Genomic DNA, 23,562 nt, shown 5'->3' with positions numbered 1-23,562 from the left:
TCCGAAACCCCTATCTGCGTACGCAGGTAGGGGTTTTGTTTTGTCCGCCGGAAAGTGGTGCGACGAAAAAAGGGACAGCCTGATGGCTATCCCTCACTTTCGGATCCTTAATGAAACTTTGGCAGCACGTGTTCTGCAATCTCCTCAATAACTTCAGCGACCTCTCGCTCGCTGCGACGCACATGCAGGCCGACATGTTGCACGCCTGCCTCACGCAATGCCTGCAGTTCATCAATCAACGCCAATCGCCCACAGCTACCACCGAAGTGAACACGACGCATCGGTGCATGGGGATTGGCCGACAGATCCAGATGAACAAAGCTGATGTAGGGTTTATCGCCGCCCACCTCACGCCACAACCCTGCTCGACGACGATGTTCATCCGGCGTGCCGGGGTAGGCGAGCCAGCCGTCCATGTGTTGACCAATCCATGCTGGCGATTGCTGACCAAGGCCCGCCACCAGTAATGGAAATGGCTGCTCGCGCTCCGGAAGCAGGCGAGCACCGTCGGGCAAGCGGCCTTCGCCTTGGCTGCGCAGCAACTCAACGGTTTCGCGGAAGATTTCGCCACGCTGATCGTAATCCACGCCAAACAACGGATATTCCATCGGGCGGTCACCGCTGGCTACGCCCAGCAGCAAACGCCCATCACTCAACTCATCGATACTGTTGGAAGACTTGAGTGTCAGCCAAGGCTGACGCAGCGGGAGCACAACTGCCGCCGTACCCAGCATGATGTTATCGGTGATACCTGCCAGGTAACCCAGGTAGGAAAAGGCTTCGAACACCTGCGCGGCATCGCCGAAATGAGGATCGTAAACCGGTACGTCGCGAACCCACAGCGCTCGGAAGCCGGACTGGTCGGCCAGGCGAGCCATGGCTGCGTGTTGTTTCAGGTCGGGCACACCAAAGGGGCGATTCTCGGCAACCCGCCGCCGCTGACCGTCGCTGGACCAGTCATTATCCAGTGGCAGTTCCAGGCCGATGGAAAACCCGTTCGAACCCAGTAATCGTTGAAATCGTGGATGCATGAGAAGACTCCCAATAAAACATGCACCGAGTATCCACAGCCCGGTCACCCGGAAAAACGCATGAATGGGAATATCAATCTTGATTGAAACGCACGAGTCTGCTGCCTGTATGAAAAACTCTTCACCCTCCAGAACCCCCGTTAGAGGAAATCGCACTAAATTGACCGGTCGGTTTTTGATAGGGTGCAACTCCTTTTTTAAGGACTGATTTACGGCCCACGGATCGGCACCGTCTTTTCAAAGAGTCGCCAAAGAAATGCCCGAACCGATACCGATCAAGGACCACGAAAAAGAGACGCGGCTGGTCAACAAAAGACTGATGGCCTGCGCCTTGTTCGTCGTCGCCATTACCTGCGCGCTGGTGGTGCGCATGTATATCCTGCAGGTGGTGGAATTCGACTATCACTCCACCATCTCCGAAAACAACCGCGTCCATGTCCTGCCGATCACCCCCACCCGTGGCTTGATCTATGACCGCAATGGCGTCGTACTGGCGGATAACCGGCCCAGCTACAACCTGACCATCACTCGCGAACGCGCATCCGATGTCAAAGAAGAGCTGGACGAGGTGGTCAACCTGCTGCACCTGCCTGCTGAAGACCGCACGCTGTTCGACAAGGCGATGAAACAGGCGCGGCATCCGTTTGTGCCGGTGACGCTGTTCTATGAGCTGAGTGAAGAACAGATCGCGGTGCTGGCGGTCAACGAGTACCGGTTGCCGGGCATCGATGTCGAACCCCAGTTCGTACGCCATTATCCGTTGGCCGAGCACTTCGCCCATTCGATCGGCTACGTCGGACGAATTAATGAGAAAGAGTCCAAGGTTCTGGATTCGGTCGAATACCGCGGCACTCAATCCATCGGCAAGACCGGGATCGAGAAATTCTACGAGTCGGAACTGCATGGTCATGTCGGTTATGAGGAGGTCGAAACCAACGCCCAGGGCCGCGTGCTGCGAGTGCTCAAGCACACCGACCCGATTCCTGGCAAAAACATCGTACTGAGCCTCGACGTCAAGCTTCAGGAAGCCGCCGAGCAGGCCTTGGGCGATCGTCGAGGCTCCGTAGTCGCCCTCGATCCGTCGACCGGTGAAGTGCTGGCCATGGTCAGCAAGCCGAGTTTCGACCCGAATCTGTTCGTCACGGGTATCAGCTTCAAGGAATACGCGGCGCTGCATGACTCGATCGACCGGCCGCTGTTCAATCGCGTGCTACGCGGTCTCTACGCGCCGGGTTCGACCATCAAGCCGGAAGTCGCGATTGCCGGTCTGGATGCCGGTATTGTCACGCCACAGACCCGCGTGTTCGATCCGGGTTACTACCAACTCCCGGATTACGATCACAAGTACCGCAACTGGAACCACAGCGGTGACGGCTGGGTGGACATGGACGCAGCGATCATGCGTTCCAACGACACTTACTTCTACGACCTGGCCCACAAATTAGGCATCGATCGCCTGCACGACTACATGGCGATGTTCGGCCTGGGTGAGAAAGTCTCCCTGGACATGTACGAAGAGTCGCCTGGTCTGATGCCATCTCAAGCCTGGAAGCGCGCCACACGCCGCCAGGCGTGGTTCCCGGGCGAGACAGTGATCCTTGGCATTGGCCAGGGCTACATGCAGGTCACGCCGCTGCAGCTGGCCCAGGCCACGGCGCTGATCGCCAACAAAGGTGTATGGAACCGTCCACACCTGGCCCAGACCGTAGACGGCGTCGCGCCGGTGGACGAGCATCCGATGCCGAACATTCTGCTCAAGGATCCGCGTGACTGGGAGCAGGTCAACCACGGCATGCAGATGGTGATGCACGATGCCCGCGGGATTGCCCGGGCGGCAGCGGTGGGGGCGCAGTACCGCATTGCTGGCAAGAGCGGTACCGCGCAGGTGGTGGCGATCAAGCAGGGCGAACGTTACAACCGCGAGAAAACCCGCGAGCGTAACCGCGACAATGCCTTGTTCGTCGGCTTCGCCCCGGCCGAACACCCGAAGATTGTGATTTCGGTGATGATCGAAAACGGCGAGGCCGGCGGCCGCGTCGCCGGTCCTGTGGTCCGGCAGATCATGGACGCCTGGCTACTCGATCAGGACGGGCACCTGAAGCCGCAATATGCAGCGCCGAGCAAGGCACCGGGCGATCCTCACGTCTGACCATCTAGGCATCACAGCACAGGCTCACGGATGCTGAGCATGTGCTGGAAGCTCTCCAGGAACACCGTTTCGGCCTGACTCATTTTCTGTTCGCGGTTCCACAGCAGATGGATATCGAAATCCACCACTCCGTTTTCCGGCGGCAAAGGCCAGAGCAGGCCTTGTTCGACATCCCGTCGCACCAGGTGCGTCGGCAGGCAGCCGATGCCATAACCTGCGCAGATCAGGCGGTAAATTTCTTCGAAACTGGTGGAAGATGCGACGATTTTGCCGGTGAAGCCTTGCTGGTCGCGGAACAGTGTCAGGGGTGACAGGTTGCCGCCCAACTGATCGCTGGTGAAGCTGACAAAGTTTTCGGCGGCGAGCTGTTCCAGGGTCAGGTTCTCTTGCCCGAATAACCGATGACGCTGGCCACAGAAGTACGCATATGTCTCCCGAAACAGCACCCGTTGCTCCAGTCGCGGTTGCGGTAATCGGCACAGGCCGACGCCGATAGTCGCGGTCTTTTGCAGCAGCGAACTGATGATGTTCGAGCTGCCCATGACTTCGACTTCCAGCTCGATTTTGGGGTGAGTTTCATGGAAATCGGCGAGGAACTCATCGTAATGCCGCGCCTGCACGCCGCTGACGGTGAGGATGCGAATCTTGCCCACCACATCGTCATGGCGACTTTCCACTACCGTGCCCAAGCGCGAAATATCACCGTAGATATCCGCCGCAATGCGCAGGACTTCTTCCCCGGTTTCCGTCAGATCAAAGCGCCGACCGCTGCGGGCAATCAACACACATTCCAGTTGTTCTTCAAGACGCTTCAGCGCCTGGCTGACCGCCGATTGCGTGATATGCAGGCGTGCGGCGGCACGGCTCATGCTGCCTTCCTGGCCGATGACCAGATAGGTGCGCAGCAGGTTCCAGTCGAGGCGATCGTTCAGAAAGCGTCGACCGACCCAGGGATTGGTAATGGAGGACATAAAAATCCATGAAGTAGCAGGGCTAATAGTAAAGATAAGAATTTGAAAATTGACTAATCCTGGCACGGAAGCGATAAAGCCCACAAGCGCCACAGAGCGCAACCGTCACAGCCTTAGCACCTGCCCAAAACTATAAGTACACAGGGTCCTTGCATGCACACTACCCCCCAACCGCGCCGAGCCGCGGCCGCCGCCTTCATTGGCACGACCATCGAGTTCTACGATTTTTACATCTACGCCACCGCGGCGGCGCTGGTGCTTGGGCAAGTGTTCTTCCCCAGCAGCGATCCGGTGATGAGCACCCTGGCTGCCTTCGGCAGTTTTGCCGTCGGCTTCATTGCCCGGCCCATGGCTGGCATGGTGTTTGGCCATCTGGGGGATCGTCTCGGGCGCAAGAAAATGCTGCTGGTGACCATGGCCCTGATGGGCATCGCCACCGCCGGCATCGGCCTGTTGCCCAGCTACGCCAGCGTCGGTATTTGGGCACCGGTCGGTTTGATCGTGCTGCGCTTGATCCAGGGTATTTCGGTCGGTGGCGAGTGGGGCGGCGCGGTGCTGATGGCCAGCGAACACGCGCCGGCCAAACGCAAGACGTTCTACGCATCGTTCGCCCAGCTCGGCAGTCCCGCCGGTTTGCTGTTGGCCCTGATCGCTTTTCGCCTGGTGACCTCCCTTGAGCCGGAAGAATTCCTCGCCTGGGGTTGGCGCCTGCCGTTTCTCGCCAGCGGCGTGTTGATGATGGTCGGTCTGCTGATCCGTTCCGGCGTTCACGAGTCGCCGGAGTTCGCCAAGGTCCAGGACAACAACGAAACCGCCAAATACCCGGTCATGGAGGTGATCCGCACTTGCTGGCGGCAGATCCTGTTCGCCGCGGCAGCCGTGACCATCGGTTCAGCCGGCTTCTTCTTCACCAACACCTTCATGATCACCTACGTCACCCACTATCAGGGTATCCCGCGCTCGACGATTCTCGATTGCCTGTTCCTGGTGACCATCATTCAGTTGCTCTCGCAACCGGTCTCGGCGCTGCTGGCCGAACGCATCGGCGAAGGCCGATTTCTCAAACTGGTTGCGCTGCTGTGCATGGTCACGCCTTACCCGATGTTCCTGCTGGTCGGTACGCAAAATATTGTGCTGATGACCGTCGGCATAGCCCTGGCGGTGGTGATTCTCTCGGCGCTGTACGCGGTGATCGCTGGCTACATGACCCAGGCCTTTCCGGTGCATCTGCGCTACTCGGGCATTTCTATCGCCTACCAACTGGCCTGCGCCCTGGCCGGTGGCACCACGCCGCTGATCGGCACGCTGTTGGCGAGCAAGTTTTCCGGACAATGGATGCCGCTGGCGGTGTTCTTCACCTTGCTATCGGCCCTGTCCCTGATCGGTGTTTGCGGCCTGGCCCGCCTGCGCGCCAACCCGGTCGCCACCCACGCTGCTAAAGAGGTGTTTTCGTGAGTAAACCTGCACACATGGACGCGGTTGAATGGCAAGCCCGTTGCGAGTTGGCGGCGCTGTACCGCCTGGTCGCGCACTTTCGCATGACCGACCTGATCGACACCCACATCACCCTGCGCATACCGGGGCCTGACCATCATTTCCTGATCAACCGCTACGGGGTGATCTTCGACCGCATGCGTGCCTCGGATCTGGTACGCATCGACCAGGAAGGGCGGGTGGTCGACCCGGCTTATGAAGGTCACCGGGTCAACGCCGCCGGCTTCGTCATTCACTCGGCGATCCATATGGCGCGCCCGGATCTGAATTGCGTGATTCACACCCACACCGCAGCCGGCATGGCTGTCGCGGCGCAGAAGCAAGGCTTGCTGCCGATCAGTCAGCACGCGCTGAAGTTCTACGGCAAGTTGGCCTATCACACCTATGAAGGCATCGCGTTGTCGCTGGATGAGCGTGAGCGTCTGATCGCCGACCTCGGCCCGCATCGCGCGATGATCTTGCGCAACCACGGCTTGCTGGTTGGTGGCTCGGGTGTGGCCCAGGCGTTTCAGGAGATTCATTTTCTCGAGCGAGCCTGTCAGGCCCAGGTCCAGGCACTGGCCGGCGGATCGGCATTGCATTACCCGTCGCCGGAAGTCTGCGCGCACACCGCCGAACAGTTTGACCGTGATGAGCAGGACAACATCATCGACCTGGCCTGGGAGGCCGCACTGACCCTGATTGAATCCCAGCGTGAGTCCTATTTGTCATGAGTGCAGTCATCAATACCGTGGTTTTGCTGTCCCGAGACACTTTGTTGCTCAAGCAATTGCAAGCCGCGTTTGCCCGTAGTGCGCCGCAACTCACAACGGTGCTGGCCGATGACCCGCGGGCAGCCAACGCACAAATGGCGGCGTGCTGGTTTCCTTTGCCGGGCAGCCTTGCTGCGTTGCCGAATCTGCAAGTCATTCACTCGGTGGCCGCCGGTATTGATCACCTCGACCACGACCCATCGTGTCCGGACTTGCCGATTTGCCGGGTGGTCGACCCGGGCCATCGCCAGGGCATGACCGAGTACGTGCGCTGGGCGGTGATTCACTATCACCGCGGCTTCGACCAGGTGTTGTCGCAACAACGGGAACAGCGCTGGGAACGGCCGCTGCAACGGTCGGCGGGGCAATTCAGGGTCGGCGTGATGGGGCTCGGTTCGCTGGGCAGTGCCATCGCTCTGGATCTGGCTGCCGCGGGTTACGACGTACGTGGCTGGGCCCGACGCAGCAAGGATCTACCGGGGGTACAAACCTTCGCGGGTTCTGAAGAACTGCACGGGTTTCTCGACGGTGTCGAGTTGCTGATCAACCTGCTACCGCTGACCAGCGAGACTCGCGGCATTCTCGGGCGTGCAACGTTCGAACAGCTCGCCAACGGAGCGGCACTGGTCAACTGCGGGCGTGGCGGGCATTTGAACATCGACGATCTCGAACAAGCACTCAAACGCGGTCAACTGCGCGGCGCCTTGCTGGATGTCTTCGAGCAGGAACCACTGCCAGTCGAACACCGCCTCTGGACGATGCCCGGCGTGACCATCACCCCGCACATGGCTTCGGCGGCGTCCCATGACTGCATCGCCGAACAAGTGGCGGAAAACTTCCATCGCCTGAATACCGGCGAACCGTTACTCAACTGCGCCGACCGCCTACTGGGATATTAAATCAACACACAACCCCCTGTAGGAGCGAGCCTGCTCGCGATGAACCCAAGAACACCGCGTTTAATCAGTAAACACGCGTAATCGTTAACGACCATCGCGAGCAGGCTCGCTCCTACAGGGGGATTGCATAACCGGTAAGAACGAGCTTCCCCCGCAAGCCATAACAACAACTTTCGCCTCAACCGTTTTACTGCCAGTTCAAAACAATTACATAAATTCCTGGAGTCAGAGATGAGCGATCTATCGTCCGCAGAAAAGTCCGGCGCACCACCGGAAGTCGCAATCAGCATGAAAAAAGTCGCGGTAGCCAGTGTGATCGGCACCACCGTGGAGTGGTACGACTTGTTCGTGTTCGCCACGGCCTCGGCGCTGGTATTCAACAAAGTGTTCTTTCCGGATTTCGTGCCGCTGATCGGTACGTTGCTGGCCTTCGGCACTTTCGCTTCGGCGTACCTGGCGCGAATCGTCGGCGCGGCATTGTTCGGGCATTTCGGTGACCGCCTGGGACGCAAGTCGATGCTGTTGATATCGCTGCTCACCATGGGCGCAGCGACTTTTGCTATCGGCTTGTTGCCTGACTTCGCCACCATCGGCATCTGGGCACCGATCCTGTTATTACTGCTGCGGGTGATCCAGGGCCTGGCGCTGGGCGGCGAGTGGGGCGGGGCGGTGCTGATGGCGGTGGAACATGCGCCGGCCAACAAGCGCGGCTTGTACGGATCCTGGGTGCAGATCGGCGTGCCGGCCGGGACCCTGATCGCCAACCTGGCCTTCTTGTTGATCGCTGCCTGGATGTCCCCTGAAGACCTGTTGGCCTGGGGCTGGCGCATCCCGTTCCTGGCCAGCGTGCTGCTGATTGCCGTCGGTTTGTACATCCGCCTGAACATCTCGGAAACCCCGGCCTTTAACAAGGTCAAGGAAGCCGACGTGCAAGTGAAAATGCCCCTGGCGGAAGTGTTCCGCAAGTACTGGAAACAAGTGGTGCTGGGCGGCATTGCCACCATGTCCACTGGCGCATCCTTCAACATCATCGTCGCTTTCGGCCTGACCTACGGCACGCAGAACCTCGGCTTCAGCCGCAGTGTGATGCTCGGCGTTGTGTTGCTGTCCTGCGCCTGGTGCATCGTCATGTTGCCGGTGTTCGGCGCGCTCTCGGACCGTTTTGGACGCAAGCCGATCATCGTCGGCGGCATCATTGCCGAAGCGCTGGTGGCGTTCCCGATGTTCTGGTTGATGGACACAAAAGAGCTGCCGATGGTGGTCTTCGGTTACCTGTTGCTGATGACCGCGTTCGCCGCCAATTACGGGCCGATCGCCACGTTCCTCGCCGAACTGTTTGGCACCCGGGTGCGCTATTCCGGGCTGTCGATCAGCTACATGTTGTCCGGTCTGCTCGGCAGCGCGGCCACACCGATTGTCACGACTGCACTGCTGGCCGCGACGGGCAAAGGCTCCTCGGTGGCCTGGTACATGATCGGCGCGGCATTGATTTCGCTGGTAGCGCTGTTGCTGCTGACCGAGACCTTCAAAAGGGACATCAGCGAAATCCCGGGCCTCGTCACGGCAGGCGATCCCGCCCTCGGCAAACCTCTCAAATCGGCTACGGCCTGAATCCTGGAGTTCAAACCCATGCGCAGAATTCAATCGGCCCCAGGCTACATCGGCCCGGTCGGCCCTTACTCCCAGGCTGTGGTCAGCGGCCACCTGGTGTTCACCGCCGGGCAGATTCCGGCTCGCAGCAACCTTGACGAACAACCGGAGGATTTTCCCGAGCAGGTGCGACAAACCTTGCGCAATCTGGAGGCGATCCTGATCGAGGCCGGCTCCGATTTCAGCCACGTGATCAAGGTCAACGCCTACCTGACCGATCCCGCGCAACTGGAGCCGTTCAACGCGGTGTACCGGGAGTTTCTCGGCCACGCGCCGCCGGCACGGACCACCGTGTGCGTGGCGCTGTGGGGCGTTTCGCTGGAAATCGACTGTGTCGCCGAACTGATTGCCAGGGAGCCACAACATGGATGAGTCGCAACTGATCGAACAGCTCAAGGCTGTGAGCCTCCCCACCCTCGGGCATTTTCTGGAGGAGGGTTTTGCCGACCCGCAACTGCGGGCCATGGTGCCCAACGTGAAACTGGTGGGCCGTGCATTGACCCTGAAACTGGTGGGCGCCGACGCCATCGCCGTCAACCTGGCCCTGGCGCAAATAAGGCCGGGCGATGTGCTGGTGATCGACACCTGCGGCGATCATCGGCACGCCCCGGTCGGCGCGGTCACCAGTTGCGCGGCGCGTTGCGCCGGGGCAGTGGGCATCGTGGTGGACGGTGCAGTGACCGACCTGCTTGAACTGCGCGAGGCCGGGCTGCCGGTGTTCGCTCGTGGCACCAGCCTGCTGACCACCAAATTGCATGGTCGCGGTGACAGCCAGATCAATCAGCCGGTCCACTGTGCCGGTGTGACAGTGCATCCGGGGGACCTGGTGCTGGCGGATGACAACGGCGTGTTGTTTCTCGATCGGGCCGTCGCGCAAGACGTGATTGAACGCGCACTGGCTTCGGATCTATCGGAACCGCAGCTGCTGGCGCGATTGATGGCTGGCGAACCGGTGTCCAGCGTCTTGAGTACCAAGCTCTCTTAATTAAAGGCAGCCAGTTGATCAACTGGCTGTTCAGGAATTTCAATTAATGAATAAACAACCGTTGGCGCTTATTGCGCTCGGCAGTGCACTTGTCAGTCCGTTGAGCATGGCGGACTTTGTCAAAGACAGTAAAGCCACCCTGGGGATGCGCAATTTCTACTTCAACAACGATAATCGCGACGGTACTGCGGCTCCTTCCAAAACCGAGGAATGGGCCCAGGGATTCATGCTTAATTACCAGTCCGGATTTACCGAAGGCACCGTGGGGTTTGGTGTCGATGCGTTGGGCTTGCAGGGTATTCGCCTGGACAGTGGGGACGGACGGCATGTTGGCAGTTCGATGATTCCCGACCATGGCGACGGGGCTGCCGAGCAATGGTCGCGCTTCGGGGCGACAGCGAAGATGCGCCTGGCCAGGACGGAATTACGTTACGGCACCTTGATGCCGAAGCTGCCGATTTTACAGGCCAACGATGGTCGGCTGTTGCCGCAGACGTTCGAGGGCGGGCAGATCGTCTCCAACGACTTCAAGGACCTGACCCTGACCGCTGGCCATCTCGAACATGCCACCGGTCGCGGCTCCAGCGACAGCACGGGCCTCGCGGTGGCCGGTGGCACACGGGAAAGCAACGCGTTCAATTTCGCCGGTGGCGACTACAAACTCAGCGAGACACTGCTGGCGCAGTATTACTACGCCAATCTCGAAGACTATTACCAACAACACTTCGCCGGCCTGCTGCACAACCTCAACCTGGGTGATTTCGGCGCCCTGAAAACCGATCTGCGTTACTTCAAGACCACCGCCGACGGCGCCAACGACTCGGCCAGCGGACGGGCCAGCGGCTACCGCACCAGCGGCTACACCCAGGGTGGAAGTGGCAAGATCGACAACGATACCTGGAGCCTGGCGTTTACCTGGAGCATCGGTGCCCATGCATTGATGGCCGGCTACCAACAGGTCTCAAGCGACAGCGGCTTCGTCCAGCTCAACCAGGGCAGCCTGCCGGATAAAGGCGCGGGCGGTTCGAGCGTCTACCTGTTGACCGACCGCTACATCCAGAACTTCACCCGCGCCGGCGAGCGAACCGGGTTTGCCCAATACACCTACGATTTCGTCGCCCTCGGCGTGCCGGGGCTCAAGGCTTCGGCGATGTACCTGTCGGGCCATGGCATTCAAACGGTGGCCGGACCAGAGCAAGAGGAATGGGAGCGGGACTTGAGCGTTGATTACGTGATCCAGAGCGGACCGTTGAAGAACGTCGCCCTGGGTTGGCGCAACGGCATGTCGCGCAGTGAGGCGTCTCGCGATCAGGACCAGAATCGCCTGGTGGTCAGCTACAGCCTGCCGTTGTTCTGATCGGCAACGATTCAGGGTGTCAGCCGTTGCTGCAGGCTTTCGAGAAAGATCGTCTCAGCACGGCTCATGCGTTGCTCGCGGTTCCACAGCAAATGAATGTCCACATCGGCAATCCCTTCGTGGGGCGGCAGGCGCCAGAGCAATCCTGAGTCGACATCCGCCGCCACCACGTGTTCGGGCAAGCAACCGATACCGAAGCCGGCGATCACCAGTCGCCGGACTTCTTCCAGGCTTGGTGATGACGCGACGATGCGTCCGCTGAACCCCTGCTGATCGCGAAAAATCGTCAGCGGCGAGAGCATGCCGCCGATCTGGTCGCTGGTGAAGCTGACGAAATTCTCCCGCTGCAAATCCCCTTCGGCAACGTTCTGTTGGCCGAACATGGCGTGATGTTTACCGCAGAAAAACGCATAGCGCTGACGCAGGAACAGGCGTTGTTCCAGGCGCGGTTGCGGACGTCGGTTGAGGCTCAGGCCGAGGGTCGCGGTTTTCTCCTGCAGGGCGCTGACGATGTCGGAGCTGCGCATCACGTCGACTTCCAGATCCACCCTTGGATGTTGGCGATGGAAGTCCGCAAGAAAGTCATCGAAGCGCTCGGAGTAAATCCGGCTAATGATCAGCAAACGCACCTTGCCGATCACTTCGTCGGCCGGTTGTTCCAGCACGCCGCTGACCTGGGACATCTGCCCATAGATTTCCCCGGCCAGGGCGAAGATCTGTTCGCCGACTTCGGTCAGGGCAAAGCGTGGTCCGCGCCGGGCGATCAGTTGCCGGTCCAGTTGCTCTTCCAGACGCTTGAGCGCCTGACTGACCGCCGGTTGCGTCAGGTGCAGGCGGGCGGCGGCGCGGCTGATGCTCAGCTCCTGGCCGATCACCCGAAAGGTGCGCAGCAGGTTCCAGTCCAGACGGTCATTGAGCAGGCGTTGCACGTCGCGGTCGGCCATGGCGGCTCTCGATTATAAGTTGAAGTAATACTTCGCATAATAAATAGAAAATTGACTAATCATAGCCGCGAGACGAAAAATCGAACTGGCCAAGGCTTGAACCTAATGCAGGAGCCGGCTTGCTGGCGATGGCGGCGCATCAGTCAACATGGATGATGCCTGACACACCGCCTTCGCCGGCAAGCCGGCTCCTACAGGCATCGCGTCGTTTTGAATTTTCCTGGAGAAACTCATGTTGAAGATTAATGGCGAACGCCTCTGGGCGAGTCTGATGGCGATGGCCGAAATTGGTGCCACCGCCCGTGGCGGCAGCTGCCGCCTGGCCTTGAGCGATGAAGACAAGGCCGGTCGCGAATTGTTTGCCCACTGGTGCCGTGAAGCCGGCATGACCCTGAGCGTGGATGCCATTGGCAACCTGTTCGCCCGTCGCGCGGGTACCGATCCGGATGCCGCGCCGGTGATGATGGGCAGCCACCTCGATACCCAACCCGAAGGCGGTCGGTTCGATGGCGTGTACGGCGTGCTCGCCGGCCTGGAAGTGGTGCGCTGCCTCAACGATCTCGGTATTAAAACCCGCAAGCCGCTGGAAGTTGCGGTGTGGACCAACGAAGAAGGCGCACGCTTTACTCCGGCGATGTTCGGCTCGGCGGTGTTCACCGGGATCATGGATCTGGACACGGCGCTGGCGGTGCGTGACGTGGATGGCATCAGTGTCGCCGAGGCGTTGCAGCGCACCGGTTATGCCGGCGAGCGACCGCTGGGCGGTGCGGTGGATGCGTATTTCGAGGCGCACATCGAACAAGGGCCGATCCTTGAAGACAACGCCAAGAGCATCGGCGTCGTCAGCGGTGGCCAGGCGATCCGCTGGCTCGACGTGCGGGTCGAAGGTATGGCCGCCCACGCCGGCACGACGCCAATGCCGCTGCGCAAGGACGCCTTGTATGGCGTGGCGCGGATGATCCAGGCCATAGAAAGCCTGGCGACTGATTTCGCCCCCGAAGGCCTGACCACCGTTGGCGAATTGAGCATCAACAAGTCCTCGCGCAACACCATACCGGGGCGGGTGGATTTCACCGTCGATCTGCGTCATCACCGCGACGAAGCCATCGCGGCCATGGAACAACAGGTGCGTGCGCGGCTGCAGGCAGTTGCTGACGCTCGCGGCTTGAACCTCACCGTCACCCCGCACTGGATCAGCCCGGCCACGCCATTCGACGCTGATTGTGTGGCGGCGGTGCAGCAGGCGGTGGATGCGCTGGGCTACGCTCAGCAATCAATCGTCAGCGGTGCCGGACATGACGCGATTCATCTGGCGCGGTTCTGCCCGACGGCTATGGTTTTTATCCCCTGTGTTGGCGGCTTGAGCCATAACGAAGCCGAAGACGTGCTGCCTGAAGATGTGCGCCAGGGCACCGACGTGCTGCTCAACGCCGTGCTGGCCCGTGCTGAAAAAATCTGAACGAACACAAAACCCTGTGGGAGCGGGCTTGCCCGCGATGAGGTCATCAGCTTCAACATCTATGTTGCCTGATGCATAGCTATCGCGGGCAAGCCCGCTCCCACAGGAACCGCGCTCAAATTCTGGATTTAGGTTAACTGACAGGAATTCATCCCATGCGCAGTTTTTTCCACCCCGAACAACTGCTTCACCATCCCCGCAGCTACTACTCCCGTGGCCAGATGCGCACCCCGCAGGAAGTGCCGGAGCGCGCCCAACGACTGTTGCAGGCATCCCATGCATTGGGTTTCAAGGTTGAGCAACCCACCGATGCCGGGCTCGATCCGTTGCTGGCGGTGCACGGTGCGCCGTACCTGGCGTTTCTCCAGGAAGCGCATCAGCGCTGGAAGGAAATCCCCGAGGATTGGGGCGACGAGGTGATGTCGAACATCTTCGTCCGCGAGCCCAATGCCCTGCGCGGGATTCTTGCCCAGGCTGCGCGCTATCTGGCCGACGGCAGCTGTCCGGTGGGCGAGCAAACCTGGCGCTCGGCCTACTGGTCGGCGCAAAGCGCGATTGCCGGCGCCCGGGCCTTGCTCGATGGCGAGCCCGCCGCGTACGCCTTGTGCCGTCCACCGGGGCACCACGCCCGGGCCGAAGCTGCGGGAGGGTTCTGTTATGTGAACAACGCGGCAGTGGCGGCGCAGGTGTTGCGTGACAAGTTCGCGCGAGTGGCGGTGCTTGATACCGACATGCACCACGGCCAGGGGATCCAGGAAATTTTCTACGACCGCGATGACGTGCTCTACGTGTCGGTGCATGGCGATCCGACCAATTTTTATCCGGGTGTCGCCGGGTTTGCCGATGAGCGCGGTGTCGGGGCGGGAGAGGGCTTCAACCTGAACTTGCCGATGGCCCATGGCGCCAGCGAGCAGGACTTCCTCGGGCAATTGGATGTGGCGCTGAATGCAGTGACGGACTTCGGTGCCGAGGTGCTGGTCCTGTCCCTCGGTTTCGATATTTATGAGCTGGACCCGCAAAGCAAGGTGGCGGTAACCCGTGAAGGGTTCGCCGTGCTCGGCGAGCGGATCCGCAGCCTCGGGTTGCCGTGCCTGATCGTGCAGGAGGGCGGGTATCACCTGGAGAGTCTGGAGGAGAATGCGCGGGCGTTTTTTGTGAGTCCTGAGGTGTGGCAGCTCTGATTTCGATGTTGCCTGTGACGGCGCCATCGCGGGCAAGCCTTGCTCCCACAAGGGGTGAGGTCGAATGCAAATTTGTGACCCACCTCAATACCGTGGGAGCAAAGCTTGCTCGCGATGAACGATGACTCGATCCACCTGCCGGAACACAAGCGCCGTAAGGCACTTGCCATCGACCTGACGTTAACGTAAAGATGGCTCCACAGCGCCGACATATAAAGTAAAGGCGCAGGGCGGACGACCCGGAGCGCTTGATGACGCTAATAAAAACAAACTCCCCCAAACTGCACCACGAAGCCCGGCTGGCCCGGGAAAAGCTGCACCTGGAAGGCGAAGTGCCAGACGGCGTCCTGCGGGCGGAAATCGATGCCTCGTGGCGACGCAGCCTCAGCCATGGCGTGCATTTCAATGCCAAGCACGAGCTGGCGCTGGAGTCGGGCGCCAGCCTTGACGTGCTGCTGTCGAGCAACCGCCTGTTGATCGACGCCGCCTTGCCTTCCATCGATTACCTGGCCGAACGCCAGGGCAAGGAAGGGCTGATCATCCTCGCCAACTCCGACGCCACTATCCTCGCCGTGGAAGGGCGGGCTGATCGTCTCAAGGGCAGCGGCCTGCAAGACATCACCCTCGGAGCCTGCTGGAGCGAAGCCGTTCGCGGCACCAATGCCCTCGGCACGGCACTGGTGGAAGCCCGGCCGACCCTGATCGATTGCGGCGAACATTACCTGGATCGCCTCAGCGATTTTTCCTGCACCTCGGTGCCGATCCATTGCCCGCAAGGCGAGATCCTCGGCGTGCTCGACCTGACCCGCGAAGGCCCGCTGGGTCGCGCCCACGACAGCACGGCGTTGCTGGCCATGGCGGTCAGTCAGATCGAGAGCCGGGTGTTCAACGCCAGCTATCCGGACGAAATCGTCCTGGCCTTCCACAGCCGTCGCCAATACCTCGAATCCCCCTGGCAAGGCCTGCTGGCAGTCAGCCTCGGCGGACAAATCCTCGCGGTCAGTGCCCAGGCCTGTCAGTTGTTGCATGCCGAGCGTTCGGCGCTTGTCGGTCGGCGCTGTGAAGAGTTTCTCGGCGTCGATGGCCTGCAATTGCTGGCGCGCTTGCATCAAGGTGGCGCCGGCAGCCTGCAGACCGCCAAAGGCGAATTTTTCTACAAGACCCTGCGTGCGCCGCAGCGAAACATCAACGTCGCAACCCCGACACGCACCCCGGCCAAAACCACCAAGGCTCAACCGGACCTCGAATCCCTGGCGGGCAGTAATGTCCGTTATGCCCGCGCCCTGCGCATGGCCCGCCAGGGCCTGGCCAACCAGTTGCCGGTGTTGCTGCTGGGCGAAACCGGTACCGGCAAGGAAGTCATCGCCCGTGCCCTGCACATGGCTGGCAGCCGCTGCGACAAACCTTTCGTGGCGGTGAACTGCGCGGCCATCCCCGAAGGCCTGATCGAGTCCGAGCTGTTCGGCTACCGCGAAGGCGCGTTCACCGGTTCGCGCCGGGGCGGGATGGTCGGTCGCCTGCAACAGGCCCACGGCGGCACGCTGTTTCTCGATGAAATCGGTGACATGCCGCTGGCCCTGCAAGCGCGGCTGCTGCGGGTGTTGCAGGACCGCAAGGTCGCACCGCTGGGTGCCGGCGAAGAGCAAGACATCGACGTCGCCCTGATCTGCGCCACCCACCGTGAACTCAAGCGCCTGGTGGAGGACAAGCACTTTCGCGAAGACCTGTTCTACCGGGTCAACGGCATCAGCGTGATGCTCCCGGCCCTGCGCGAGCGCGAGGATTTCAGCGCGCTGGTCGGTCGACTGCTGGCCAGGCTCGATGCGCCGGCGGTGGTACTGCATGACGACTTGAGCCGATTGCTCGGCAACTATCACTGGCCGGGCAACATCCGCCAACTGGAGATGGTCCTGCGCACCGCGCTGGCCATGCGCGAACCGGGCGAAACCGTGCTCACACTCGATCATTTGCCCGACAGCATGCTCGACGAACTGACCGCGACCGAACGTCCGCAGTCCGGCAGCATCCGCGAAAACGAACTGGAAATGATTCGCCAGTCACTGGACAACCATCAGGGCAACGTCTCGGCCGCCGCCGACGCCCTGGGCATCAGTCGCGCGACCCTGTATCGCAAGCTCAAACAGTTGCGTTCGTGATGCGCCGCCTGATTGTCCGGCTGATCGACAGCCAGAACCCCGAGGCCCTGCAAGCCTCGCTGCACTGGCTCTACAGTTTTGTGCGGCCCCATCGCCTGGCGATTGCCGGATTGTTGGGACTGTCGGTCTGCGCCTCGGCACTGGTGCTGGTGCAGCCGTGGCTGACCAAGCTGCTGATCGACGATGGCCTGCTGGCGCGCAACTTCCCGATGCTGGTGCTGATCGCCGGGCTGATGATCGTCGCCGGGCTGCTGGGTACGGCGCTGTCGGGGATCAATCGTTACCTGCACACGCGATTGTCGGGGCGCATGTTGTTTGCCCTGCGTGATGACCTTTATCGGCACTTGCAGACCCTGTCACCAAGCTTCTACGGCCAGAGGCGCATCGGCGACCTGATGTCGCGCCTCGATGGTGACGTGGCCGAGATCCAGCGCTTTGCCGTGGACTCGCTGTTCTCGGCGGTGTCGAGCGTGATCGGCCTGGTGGTGGCGGTGGCGATGCTGTTGACCCTGTCGTGGAAACTGTCGCTGCTGGCGCTGGTGCTGATCCCCCTCGACGTGCTCTGGCTGCGCTGGATGCGGCGCAAGGTCGAGCGCGATGTGCGGCAGTTGCGCGAGCGTTCGGCGGACATGTCGTCGTTCATGGTCGAGACCCTGCCGGTGATGAAATTCATCCAGTCCGCCGGCCAGCAACAGCGCGAAGCGCGGCGCCTGGAAACGCTAGGTCAAGGCTACATGAGCCAGCTGCTGCGCCTGCAAGTCACCGAGTTTTTCACCCAGGCCGTGCCCGGTACGCTGACCTCGCTGTCCCGGGCCTGCGCGTTTTTGATCGGCGGTTACTGGGTGGTGCAGGGCACCTGGCAATTGGGTGCGCTGATCGCGTTTTCCACTTACTTAGGTATGGCCGTCGGGCCGGTTCAGAGTCTGCTGGGGCTCTATGTGGCGATTCAGCGCATGACCGTCAGCCTCGGCCGGGTGATGGAGTTGCGTGGTGAGCAGCCGACCGTGCTGACACCCGACGCCCCGAAGCCAATGCCTGCCTCGGGTGAATTGCGCTTCGACGATGTGCACTTTAGCCACCCCGGTCGCTCGACCACCCTGCGTGGCATCGAAGCGCGGATTCCCTACGGTTTGAAAGTCGCCCTGAGCGGCGGCTCCGGTGTCGGCAAATCGACCCTGATCGATCTGCTGCAACGCCACCATGACCCACAGTCCGGGCGGGTGCTGCTGGGCGAAGTGGATGTGCGTGAGCTGGACCTGTTCCAGCTGCGCCGACGCATCGCCGTGGTCAGTCAGGATATCGTGCTGTTCCGCGGCAGCCTCGCCGACAATCTGGCCTATGCGGTGCCGGACGCCAGCCGCGAAGCGATTGCCGAAGTGGCGCGGCTGGCGCAGCTCGACAGCTTGATCAGCTCCTTGCCCGAAGGTCTGGACAGCCCACTGGGCGAGCGCGGCCAGCAGTTGTCCGGCGGGCAGAAACAACGCATCGCCATTGCCCGCGCGTTGTTGCAGGACCCTCTGATCCTGGTGCTCGACGAAGCCACCTCAGCCGTGGATGAAGCCACCGAGCGCGAAGTGATCGAGGCCATCGACCGGCTGTTTGCCGGGCGCACGCGAATCCTGATCAGTCACCGTCCCTCGACCCTGGCCGATGCCGATCTGCGCTTTGAATTGCTCGACGGTGTTTTGATTTCGAAAACGGTGCTGCATGAAGCCTGAGCTGCTTGAAAAAGCCGGGCTGCGTATCGGCGTGGTGGACAGCGGGCACTCGGCGGCGCAGCGGGTACAGGTGATCGTCGGGCGGCGCTTTTCCCTGGTGGAGGACGGGCTCGCCGAAAGCGACTTGCGGGACGATCCGCTGGGCCACGGTAGCGCGGTCATCGAAGCCATCGGCCGGAGAGCGCCCTCGGCGCTGTTTTGCGTGGCCCAGGTGTTCGACCAGCGCGGTGTCACCAGCGCCTTGCAGATCGCTTCGGCGATTGACTGGCTGGTGGCGCAGGACGTGCGGTTGATCAACCTGAGCCTGGGTTTGCGTCAGGATCGCAGCCTGTTGCGGGTCGCTTGTGCAGCTGCTGTGGCGCGCGGCGTATTGCTGTGCGCGTCCAGTCCGGCGCAAGGCGAGGGCGTGTTTCCGGCGAATTATCCACAGGTGCTGCGGGTGACCGGCGACGCGCGCTGCGCCGAACTGGAATGGTCATGGCTCAACAGTGCCCAGGCGGATTTTGCCGCGTGCGTGCACGGTACTTATCCGGGGCAGTCCGGGGCGAGTCTTGGATGTGCGGCGTTGAGCGGGCACATTGCGGCGTTTCTGGTGACACAGCCCGAGGCGAGCAATGAGCAGGTCATCGAGTATCTGCGGCATAACGCCCGATATCGCGGCCCCGAGCGGCGATTCGGGCCATGACGGCGATTGTGATTCTGGGCGCCGGGCCCGCGGGCGCGGCGGTGGCGTTGGGGCTGCGGCGGCTGGGTTACGCTGTCACGCTGATCAGCGAGTGGCGCCGGTTTGCCGCGCTGGAAGGCGTTTCCCAGCGAGTATTGGAGGCGTTGCGTGGCGCCGGCCTGCATCAGGCGCTGTCCGAAGCAACTTTGCCGTCTCAAAGGCGGGTGAACTGGAACGGCCAGCAACATGCGCAAAACGTCGAGTTTCTGCTGGATCGCCCGACCTTCGATCGTGGCCTGCGGGAAGCTTTGCGCGTGGCAGGGGTGGAACTGGTCGAAGGCCGGGTGTTGTCGGTGCAGGCTTCGACCACCGGCCATCGCATCGAGGTCGACGGACACCAGGCCATAACCGCGGACTTTCTGGTGGAAGCCCGCGGCCGTCAGGCACCGGCCCTCGGCAAAGGCCTGCGCGGGCCGGAGACGGTCAGCCTGCTCAATCGCTGGCAAGGTACGCCGGGCGCTACCACCAGCGCCGTGGAAAGCCTTGAAGACGGTTGGGCGTGGATGGCGCGGCGGGCCGACGGCCAGTGTTACTGGCAATGGACAGTGGACGTCGCCAGCGCCGGGTTGCCGGGCAAGGCCCAGTTGCTCGACTACTGTCGCCGGCGGCGTCAGGACTCGGCGGTGGCACTGGCATTTTTCGCCGGTGAACCCGAGGTCGATGTACAGCTGCACGCCCGCAGCAGCACGGCGATTCTGAGTCCGCAGGTGTGTGGCGACAAATGGATACGGGTCGGCGATGCGGCAATGGCGGTGGACCCGCTGTCGGGCAATGGCATCTTTCAATCCCTGTCCTCGGCATTGCAGGCCCCGACGGTGATCAACACCCTGCTGCGCAAACCCGAGCGAGGTTCACTGGCGCAACGGTTTCATCAGCAACGGGTGGAGCAATTGTTCCTGCGGTTCGCGCGGATCGGCCGGGATTTCTACGCCGACGAACAACGCTGGGTCGATCAGCCGTTCTGGCAGGCGCGACGGCAATGGCCGGATGCTGAGGTCGCCCATGCCGCGGCGGATTTCAATGCATTGCGGATTGAGCGGGCGCCGGTGTTGCGCGACGGTTTTGTCGATGAAGCCGAGGTGGTGATCACGGCGGATCAGCCGTTGGGGATCTGGCATGTGCAGGGGGTGGAGTTGGCGCCGTTGGTGCGGCGGTTAATTTGTCGCGAGCCGGCTGAGCAGGTGCTGGCGGGGTTGACGGTGGAGCAGGGGAGGATGGTTCGGGGGTGGTTGTTGGCCCAAGGGTACAAGCCCTGATCCTTGCGGTGACAGGTCTGGCCCCATCGCGGGCAAGCCTTGCTCCCACAGGTCCGCGTCGTTTGTCATGAACGACACAAAATGTGGGAGCAAGGCTTGCCCGCGATGGCGTCCGAAAGAACGCTGCCAGTTACAGCTTGATCAACACCGACTTCAACTCGGTGTAATGCTCAATCGCCGCATACCCCATTTCCCGCCCAACCCCCGACATCTTGTAGCCACCAAACGGCAGCGCCGGGTCCAGGGCGCTGTGGCAGTTGACCCACACCGAACCGGACTTGATCCGCGGAATCATCCGGTGCACCGCCGCCAGGTCATTGGACCAGATGCTCGCGCCAAGGCCGTAGGGGCTGTCGTTGGCCATGCGCAGCGCATCGGCCTCGTCATCGAACGGAATCGCCACCAGCACCGGGCCGAAGATTTCTTCCTGCACCAGCGAATGCTTTTGATCGACATCAACGATGACCGTCGGCTTGACGAAAAAGCCCGGTCCGAACTGCTCGCCACCGCAGGCGATGGTCGCGCCGCTTTGCCGACCCTGTTCGATGTACCCGTAAACGCGCTCCTGCTGACGGGCGGAGATCAACGGCCCCATCTCGACGCTCGGGTCCAGGCCGTTGCCGAGTTTCATGGCGTTGGCGATATCACTGATGTCCGCCACCACGTTGTCGAAATGCTTGCGCTGCACATACAGGCGCGAGCCGGCGCAGCAGACCTGGCCCTGATTGAAGAAAATCGCGCTCGCGGCACCGGCGGCGGCGCTCGACAGGTCGGCATCGGCCATGACGATGGTCGGCGATTTGCCGCCCAGCTCCAGGGTGACCCGGGTCATCGAATCCATGGCGATCTTGCCGATCTGCTTGCCCACGGCGGTGGAGCCGGTGAAGGTCAGCTTGTCCACCAGCGGGTTGTGGGTCAGGGCGGAACCAGCGGTGATGCCGGTGCCGGTGACCACGTTGAACACGCCCTCAGGGTAGCCCGCTTCCAGCACCAGCTCGGCGAGTTTCAGGGCGGTCAGCGGGGTTTCATCGGCGGGCTTGAGGACCACGGTGCAGCCGGTGGCCAGGGCCGGGCCGAGTTTCCAGCAGGCCAGCAGCAACGGGAAGTTCCAGGCGACGATGGCGCCGACCACGCCCACCGCTTCGCGACGGATGAAACTGTGGAACTGGTCGTTGGGCATCAGCGGCAGCGATACGTCGACACTGGAGCCTTCAATCTTGGTCGCCCAGCCGGCCATGTAGCGCAGGAAGTCGATGGCCAGTTGCACGTCCATCACTTGGGCGACGGCCGCGCTCTTGCCGTTGTTCAGGCATTCCAGTTGCGCCAGCAGCTCGGCATCGCGCTGCATCAGGTCGGCGAGCTTCCACAACAGATTCTGGCGCTCGCGGGGGCGGGTACGGCTCCACGCTGAATCATCGAACGCCTGGCGGGCGGCAAGCACCGCGCGGTCGACATCGTCCGGCGTGGCCCTTGGCACCACGCACAACACTTCGCCGGTGGCAGGGTTGTGCAGGTTCATGGTCTGGCCGTCGGCGGCCTCGACCCAGTCACCGCCGATGAGCATGCGCGGAGCGCGCTGGATAAATGCCGTAGTGGCGGGAAGCAGGTTAGGGAGCGACATGGCGAGGCCTCTTGTTGTTCGTGAGAACAGGGCTTTCGCAATGGCTGTGCCAAGTGCCCGAGAGGGCCGGCGGGCCCTTGTCGGGCGGGGTTTCTCCTGAAACCGGGAGAGGTCGGCGGTGCGATGGTTTTGTCGCAAATCGCGACAGCGTGTGAGACGACGAACAGCCTGCCCGCCATCTTGAGGCAGCCCTTGGCGAGGACTAGAATTTTCTGGTTCGGTGGGTGAAGTGAGGGATCATTTTCCCGGCATCACATCTGGCGTAAGGGAGGCAGCGATGAACCTTTCACCCCTGGAAATTCAAAGCATCATAGAGCGCAGTTTTCTACCCTCGGTGTGCACCTGCAGCATGGCGCCGGATCAGTCCCTGACGATTCGGGTCTGCGATTGCATGACCGGCCAGGTGGACCTGATAGCCACCCACGTTCCCCTGTGGAAACTGGACACCGTGCACGGAATTGCCACGCTCGTGGCGGAAATGCGCCAACAGATCGAATCGCACAAAGGCGCTCAGCCACCGATCTACCACTGACATCTGCGTCGGCCGCACCACGGCGGTGGTGCGGCCTGTATCGATAGCCTCATGACGCCATTTTTCGGGTAATTTCATCGAACGTGCTGCTATCGGCGGCTGCCAATAGCTTCCTGTCATCCTTGAGCGTCGCCAGAAAAGTCACTTCGGTTTCCTTTCCCGCCAACATGAAGCCGGCGAAGGCGCCGATCGGTCCGAGCAACATGGCACCCGCCACGCCGAAGCCGATGGCCTCCTTGATGTTGTTGATCGATTCCTCGTTGGCCACTTCCAGGTTTTTGAATTTCGATAGCGGGAGCCTAATGCCGGGCCACGGGTGCAGCGACGTTCTTAGAATAAAAACGCCATCCCGGTAATCTCCGTCACCCTGCAGAAAGTCCCCCGCCAGGACAGTGATGCTTGCCATTTTTTTTCCCCTGCCTGGCAATCGGTGAACAACCATTTCGCACCCGTCGGCGCGGACCGTCAATGGCTGGCCGATGAGCTGTTCCGGTAGAGCATCTATGCTGTCTCAGACTGCAACAGCTGTCGCGATATTAGACGCCAGCCACCGTCTCCAGGCATGGCCTTGTGTAGTCAAATAAACGCAAGTGATTGATTAAGAAGCTTATCGGCAAGCTGGCACGCTCCGTGTATTGCTCATTGCAGACGTTTCTCTTGCCTGCGTCAGCGGATCAAAGCCG

General features: G+C 61.5%; 20 protein-coding genes. 15 read left to right on the top strand and 5 right to left on the bottom strand.

Annotated features, from left to right (window positions below):
• Positions 1-107 precede the first annotated feature (107 nt).
• Entirely contained in the window at positions 108-1,031 is a 924-nt protein-coding gene (locus GPL81_RS27810; protein ID WP_160109311.1) for a TIGR03571 family LLM class oxidoreductase, read from the bottom strand.
• A gap of 256 nt (positions 1,032-1,287) precedes the next feature.
• Here GPL81_RS27810 and mrdA point away from each other — a divergent pair, with 256 nt between their 5' ends.
• On the top strand, positions 1,288-3,180 hold the full coding sequence (mrdA, locus tag GPL81_RS27805; protein WP_160109310.1) for a penicillin-binding protein 2: 1,893 nt from the start codon (positions 1,288-1,290) through the stop codon (positions 3,178-3,180).
• 11 nt (positions 3,181-3,191) lie between these two features.
• Here the strand turns inward: mrdA and GPL81_RS27800 are convergent, their stop codons facing one another.
• On the bottom strand, positions 3,192-4,151 hold the full coding sequence (locus tag GPL81_RS27800) for a LysR family transcriptional regulator (RefSeq protein ID WP_160109309.1): 960 nt from the start codon (positions 4,149-4,151) through the stop codon (positions 3,192-3,194).
• Between the two features lie 153 nt (positions 4,152-4,304).
• Here GPL81_RS27800 and GPL81_RS27795 point away from each other — a divergent pair, with 153 nt between their 5' ends.
• The 7 genes from GPL81_RS27795 to GPL81_RS27765 all read left to right on the top strand — a co-directional run bounded on the left by GPL81_RS27795 (position 4,305) and on the right by GPL81_RS27765 (position 11,288).
• Positions 4,305-5,606 (top strand): MFS transporter, encoded by a 1,302-nt coding sequence (locus tag GPL81_RS27795; RefSeq protein WP_160109308.1) that lies wholly within the window; start codon positions 4,305-4,307, stop codon positions 5,604-5,606.
• On the top strand, positions 5,603-6,358 hold the full coding sequence (locus GPL81_RS27790) for a class II aldolase/adducin family protein (RefSeq protein ID WP_160109307.1): 756 nt from the start codon (positions 5,603-5,605) through the stop codon (positions 6,356-6,358). Before GPL81_RS27795 ends, GPL81_RS27790 begins: the two co-directional genes overlap by 4 nt.
• Positions 6,355-7,296, top strand: coding sequence for a 2-hydroxyacid dehydrogenase (locus GPL81_RS27785; protein WP_178122632.1), 942 nt, complete (start codon positions 6,355-6,357; stop codon positions 7,294-7,296). The genes GPL81_RS27790 and GPL81_RS27785 overlap by 4 nt, the downstream gene beginning before the upstream one ends.
• A 231-nt stretch (positions 7,297-7,527) precedes the next feature.
• Entirely contained in the window at positions 7,528-8,907 is a 1,380-nt protein-coding gene (locus GPL81_RS27780; protein ID WP_160109306.1) for an MFS transporter, read from the top strand.
• Between the two features lie 18 nt (positions 8,908-8,925).
• Complete coding sequence (locus GPL81_RS27775; RefSeq protein WP_160109305.1) at positions 8,926-9,318, top strand: RidA family protein; 393 nt, start codon at positions 8,926-8,928, stop codon at positions 9,316-9,318.
• A complete protein-coding gene (locus GPL81_RS27770) occupies positions 9,311-9,931 on the top strand; it encodes an RraA family protein (RefSeq protein WP_160109304.1) in 621 nt (206 codons plus the stop codon). The genes GPL81_RS27775 and GPL81_RS27770 overlap by 8 nt, the downstream gene beginning before the upstream one ends.
• Before the next feature lie 46 nt (positions 9,932-9,977).
• Positions 9,978-11,288: an OprD family porin gene (locus GPL81_RS27765; RefSeq protein WP_160109303.1), complete on the top strand. Its 1,311-nt coding sequence runs from the start codon at positions 9,978-9,980 to the stop codon at positions 11,286-11,288.
• A gap of 11 nt (positions 11,289-11,299) precedes the next feature.
• Here GPL81_RS27765 and GPL81_RS27760 read toward each other — a convergent pair whose 3' ends face one another.
• Entirely contained in the window at positions 11,300-12,232 is a 933-nt protein-coding gene (locus tag GPL81_RS27760; RefSeq protein WP_160109302.1) for a LysR family transcriptional regulator, read from the bottom strand.
• A 232-nt stretch (positions 12,233-12,464) separates the two neighbouring features.
• On the opposite strand from GPL81_RS27760, the gene GPL81_RS27755 reads away from it, so the two are divergent.
• The 6 genes from GPL81_RS27755 (at position 12,465) to qhpG (ending at position 20,726) form a co-directional block, all read left to right on the top strand.
• Positions 12,465-13,691, top strand: a complete 1,227-nt coding sequence (locus GPL81_RS27755; RefSeq protein WP_160109301.1) for a Zn-dependent hydrolase — start codon at positions 12,465-12,467, stop codon at positions 13,689-13,691.
• Positions 13,692-13,846: 155 nt separating this feature from the next.
• Entirely contained in the window at positions 13,847-14,872 is a 1,026-nt protein-coding gene (locus GPL81_RS27750; protein ID WP_160109300.1) for a histone deacetylase family protein, read from the top strand.
• Positions 14,873-15,123: 251 nt separating this feature from the next.
• Positions 15,124-17,028, top strand: a complete 1,905-nt coding sequence (locus tag GPL81_RS27745) for a sigma-54-dependent Fis family transcriptional regulator (protein WP_160109299.1) — start codon at positions 15,124-15,126, stop codon at positions 17,026-17,028.
• A complete protein-coding gene (locus GPL81_RS27740) occupies positions 17,028-18,746 on the top strand; it encodes an ABC transporter ATP-binding protein (protein WP_160109298.1) in 1,719 nt (572 codons plus the stop codon). The genes GPL81_RS27745 and GPL81_RS27740 overlap by 1 nt, the downstream gene beginning before the upstream one ends.
• Positions 18,736-19,431: a subtilisin-like serine protease QhpE gene (gene qhpE / locus GPL81_RS27735; RefSeq protein ID WP_160109297.1), complete on the top strand. Its 696-nt coding sequence runs from the start codon at positions 18,736-18,738 to the stop codon at positions 19,429-19,431. The genes GPL81_RS27740 and qhpE overlap by 11 nt, the downstream gene beginning before the upstream one ends.
• Positions 19,428-20,726 carry a flavin-dependent monooxygenase QhpG gene (gene qhpG / locus GPL81_RS27730; protein ID WP_160109296.1) on the top strand — a complete coding sequence of 433 codons (1,299 nt, stop codon included), beginning with the start codon at positions 19,428-19,430 and terminating at the stop codon, positions 20,724-20,726. Before qhpE ends, qhpG begins: the two co-directional genes overlap by 4 nt.
• A gap of 130 nt (positions 20,727-20,856) precedes the next feature.
• Here the strand turns inward: qhpG and GPL81_RS27725 are convergent, their stop codons facing one another.
• Positions 20,857-22,347 (bottom strand): aldehyde dehydrogenase family protein, encoded by a 1,491-nt coding sequence (locus tag GPL81_RS27725; protein WP_160109295.1) that lies wholly within the window; start codon positions 22,345-22,347, stop codon positions 20,857-20,859.
• A gap of 277 nt (positions 22,348-22,624) precedes the next feature.
• Here GPL81_RS27725 and GPL81_RS27720 point away from each other — a divergent pair, with 277 nt between their 5' ends.
• Positions 22,625-22,879: a DUF1652 domain-containing protein gene (locus GPL81_RS27720; RefSeq protein WP_096509864.1), complete on the top strand. Its 255-nt coding sequence runs from the start codon at positions 22,625-22,627 to the stop codon at positions 22,877-22,879.
• A gap of 49 nt (positions 22,880-22,928) precedes the next feature.
• Here GPL81_RS27720 and GPL81_RS27715 read toward each other — a convergent pair whose 3' ends face one another.
• Positions 22,929-23,285, bottom strand: coding sequence for a hypothetical protein (locus tag GPL81_RS27715; protein WP_160109294.1), 357 nt, complete (start codon positions 23,283-23,285; stop codon positions 22,929-22,931).
• Positions 23,286-23,562: the final 277 nt, after the last annotated feature.

It is taken from the genome of Pseudomonas izuensis (assembly GCF_009861505.1).
Taxonomy (GTDB): domain Bacteria; phylum Pseudomonadota; class Gammaproteobacteria; order Pseudomonadales; family Pseudomonadaceae; genus Aquipseudomonas; species Aquipseudomonas izuensis.
Note: the sequence above shows the minus strand (reverse complement) of the source record. Positions and strands in the feature narration are given on the sequence as shown.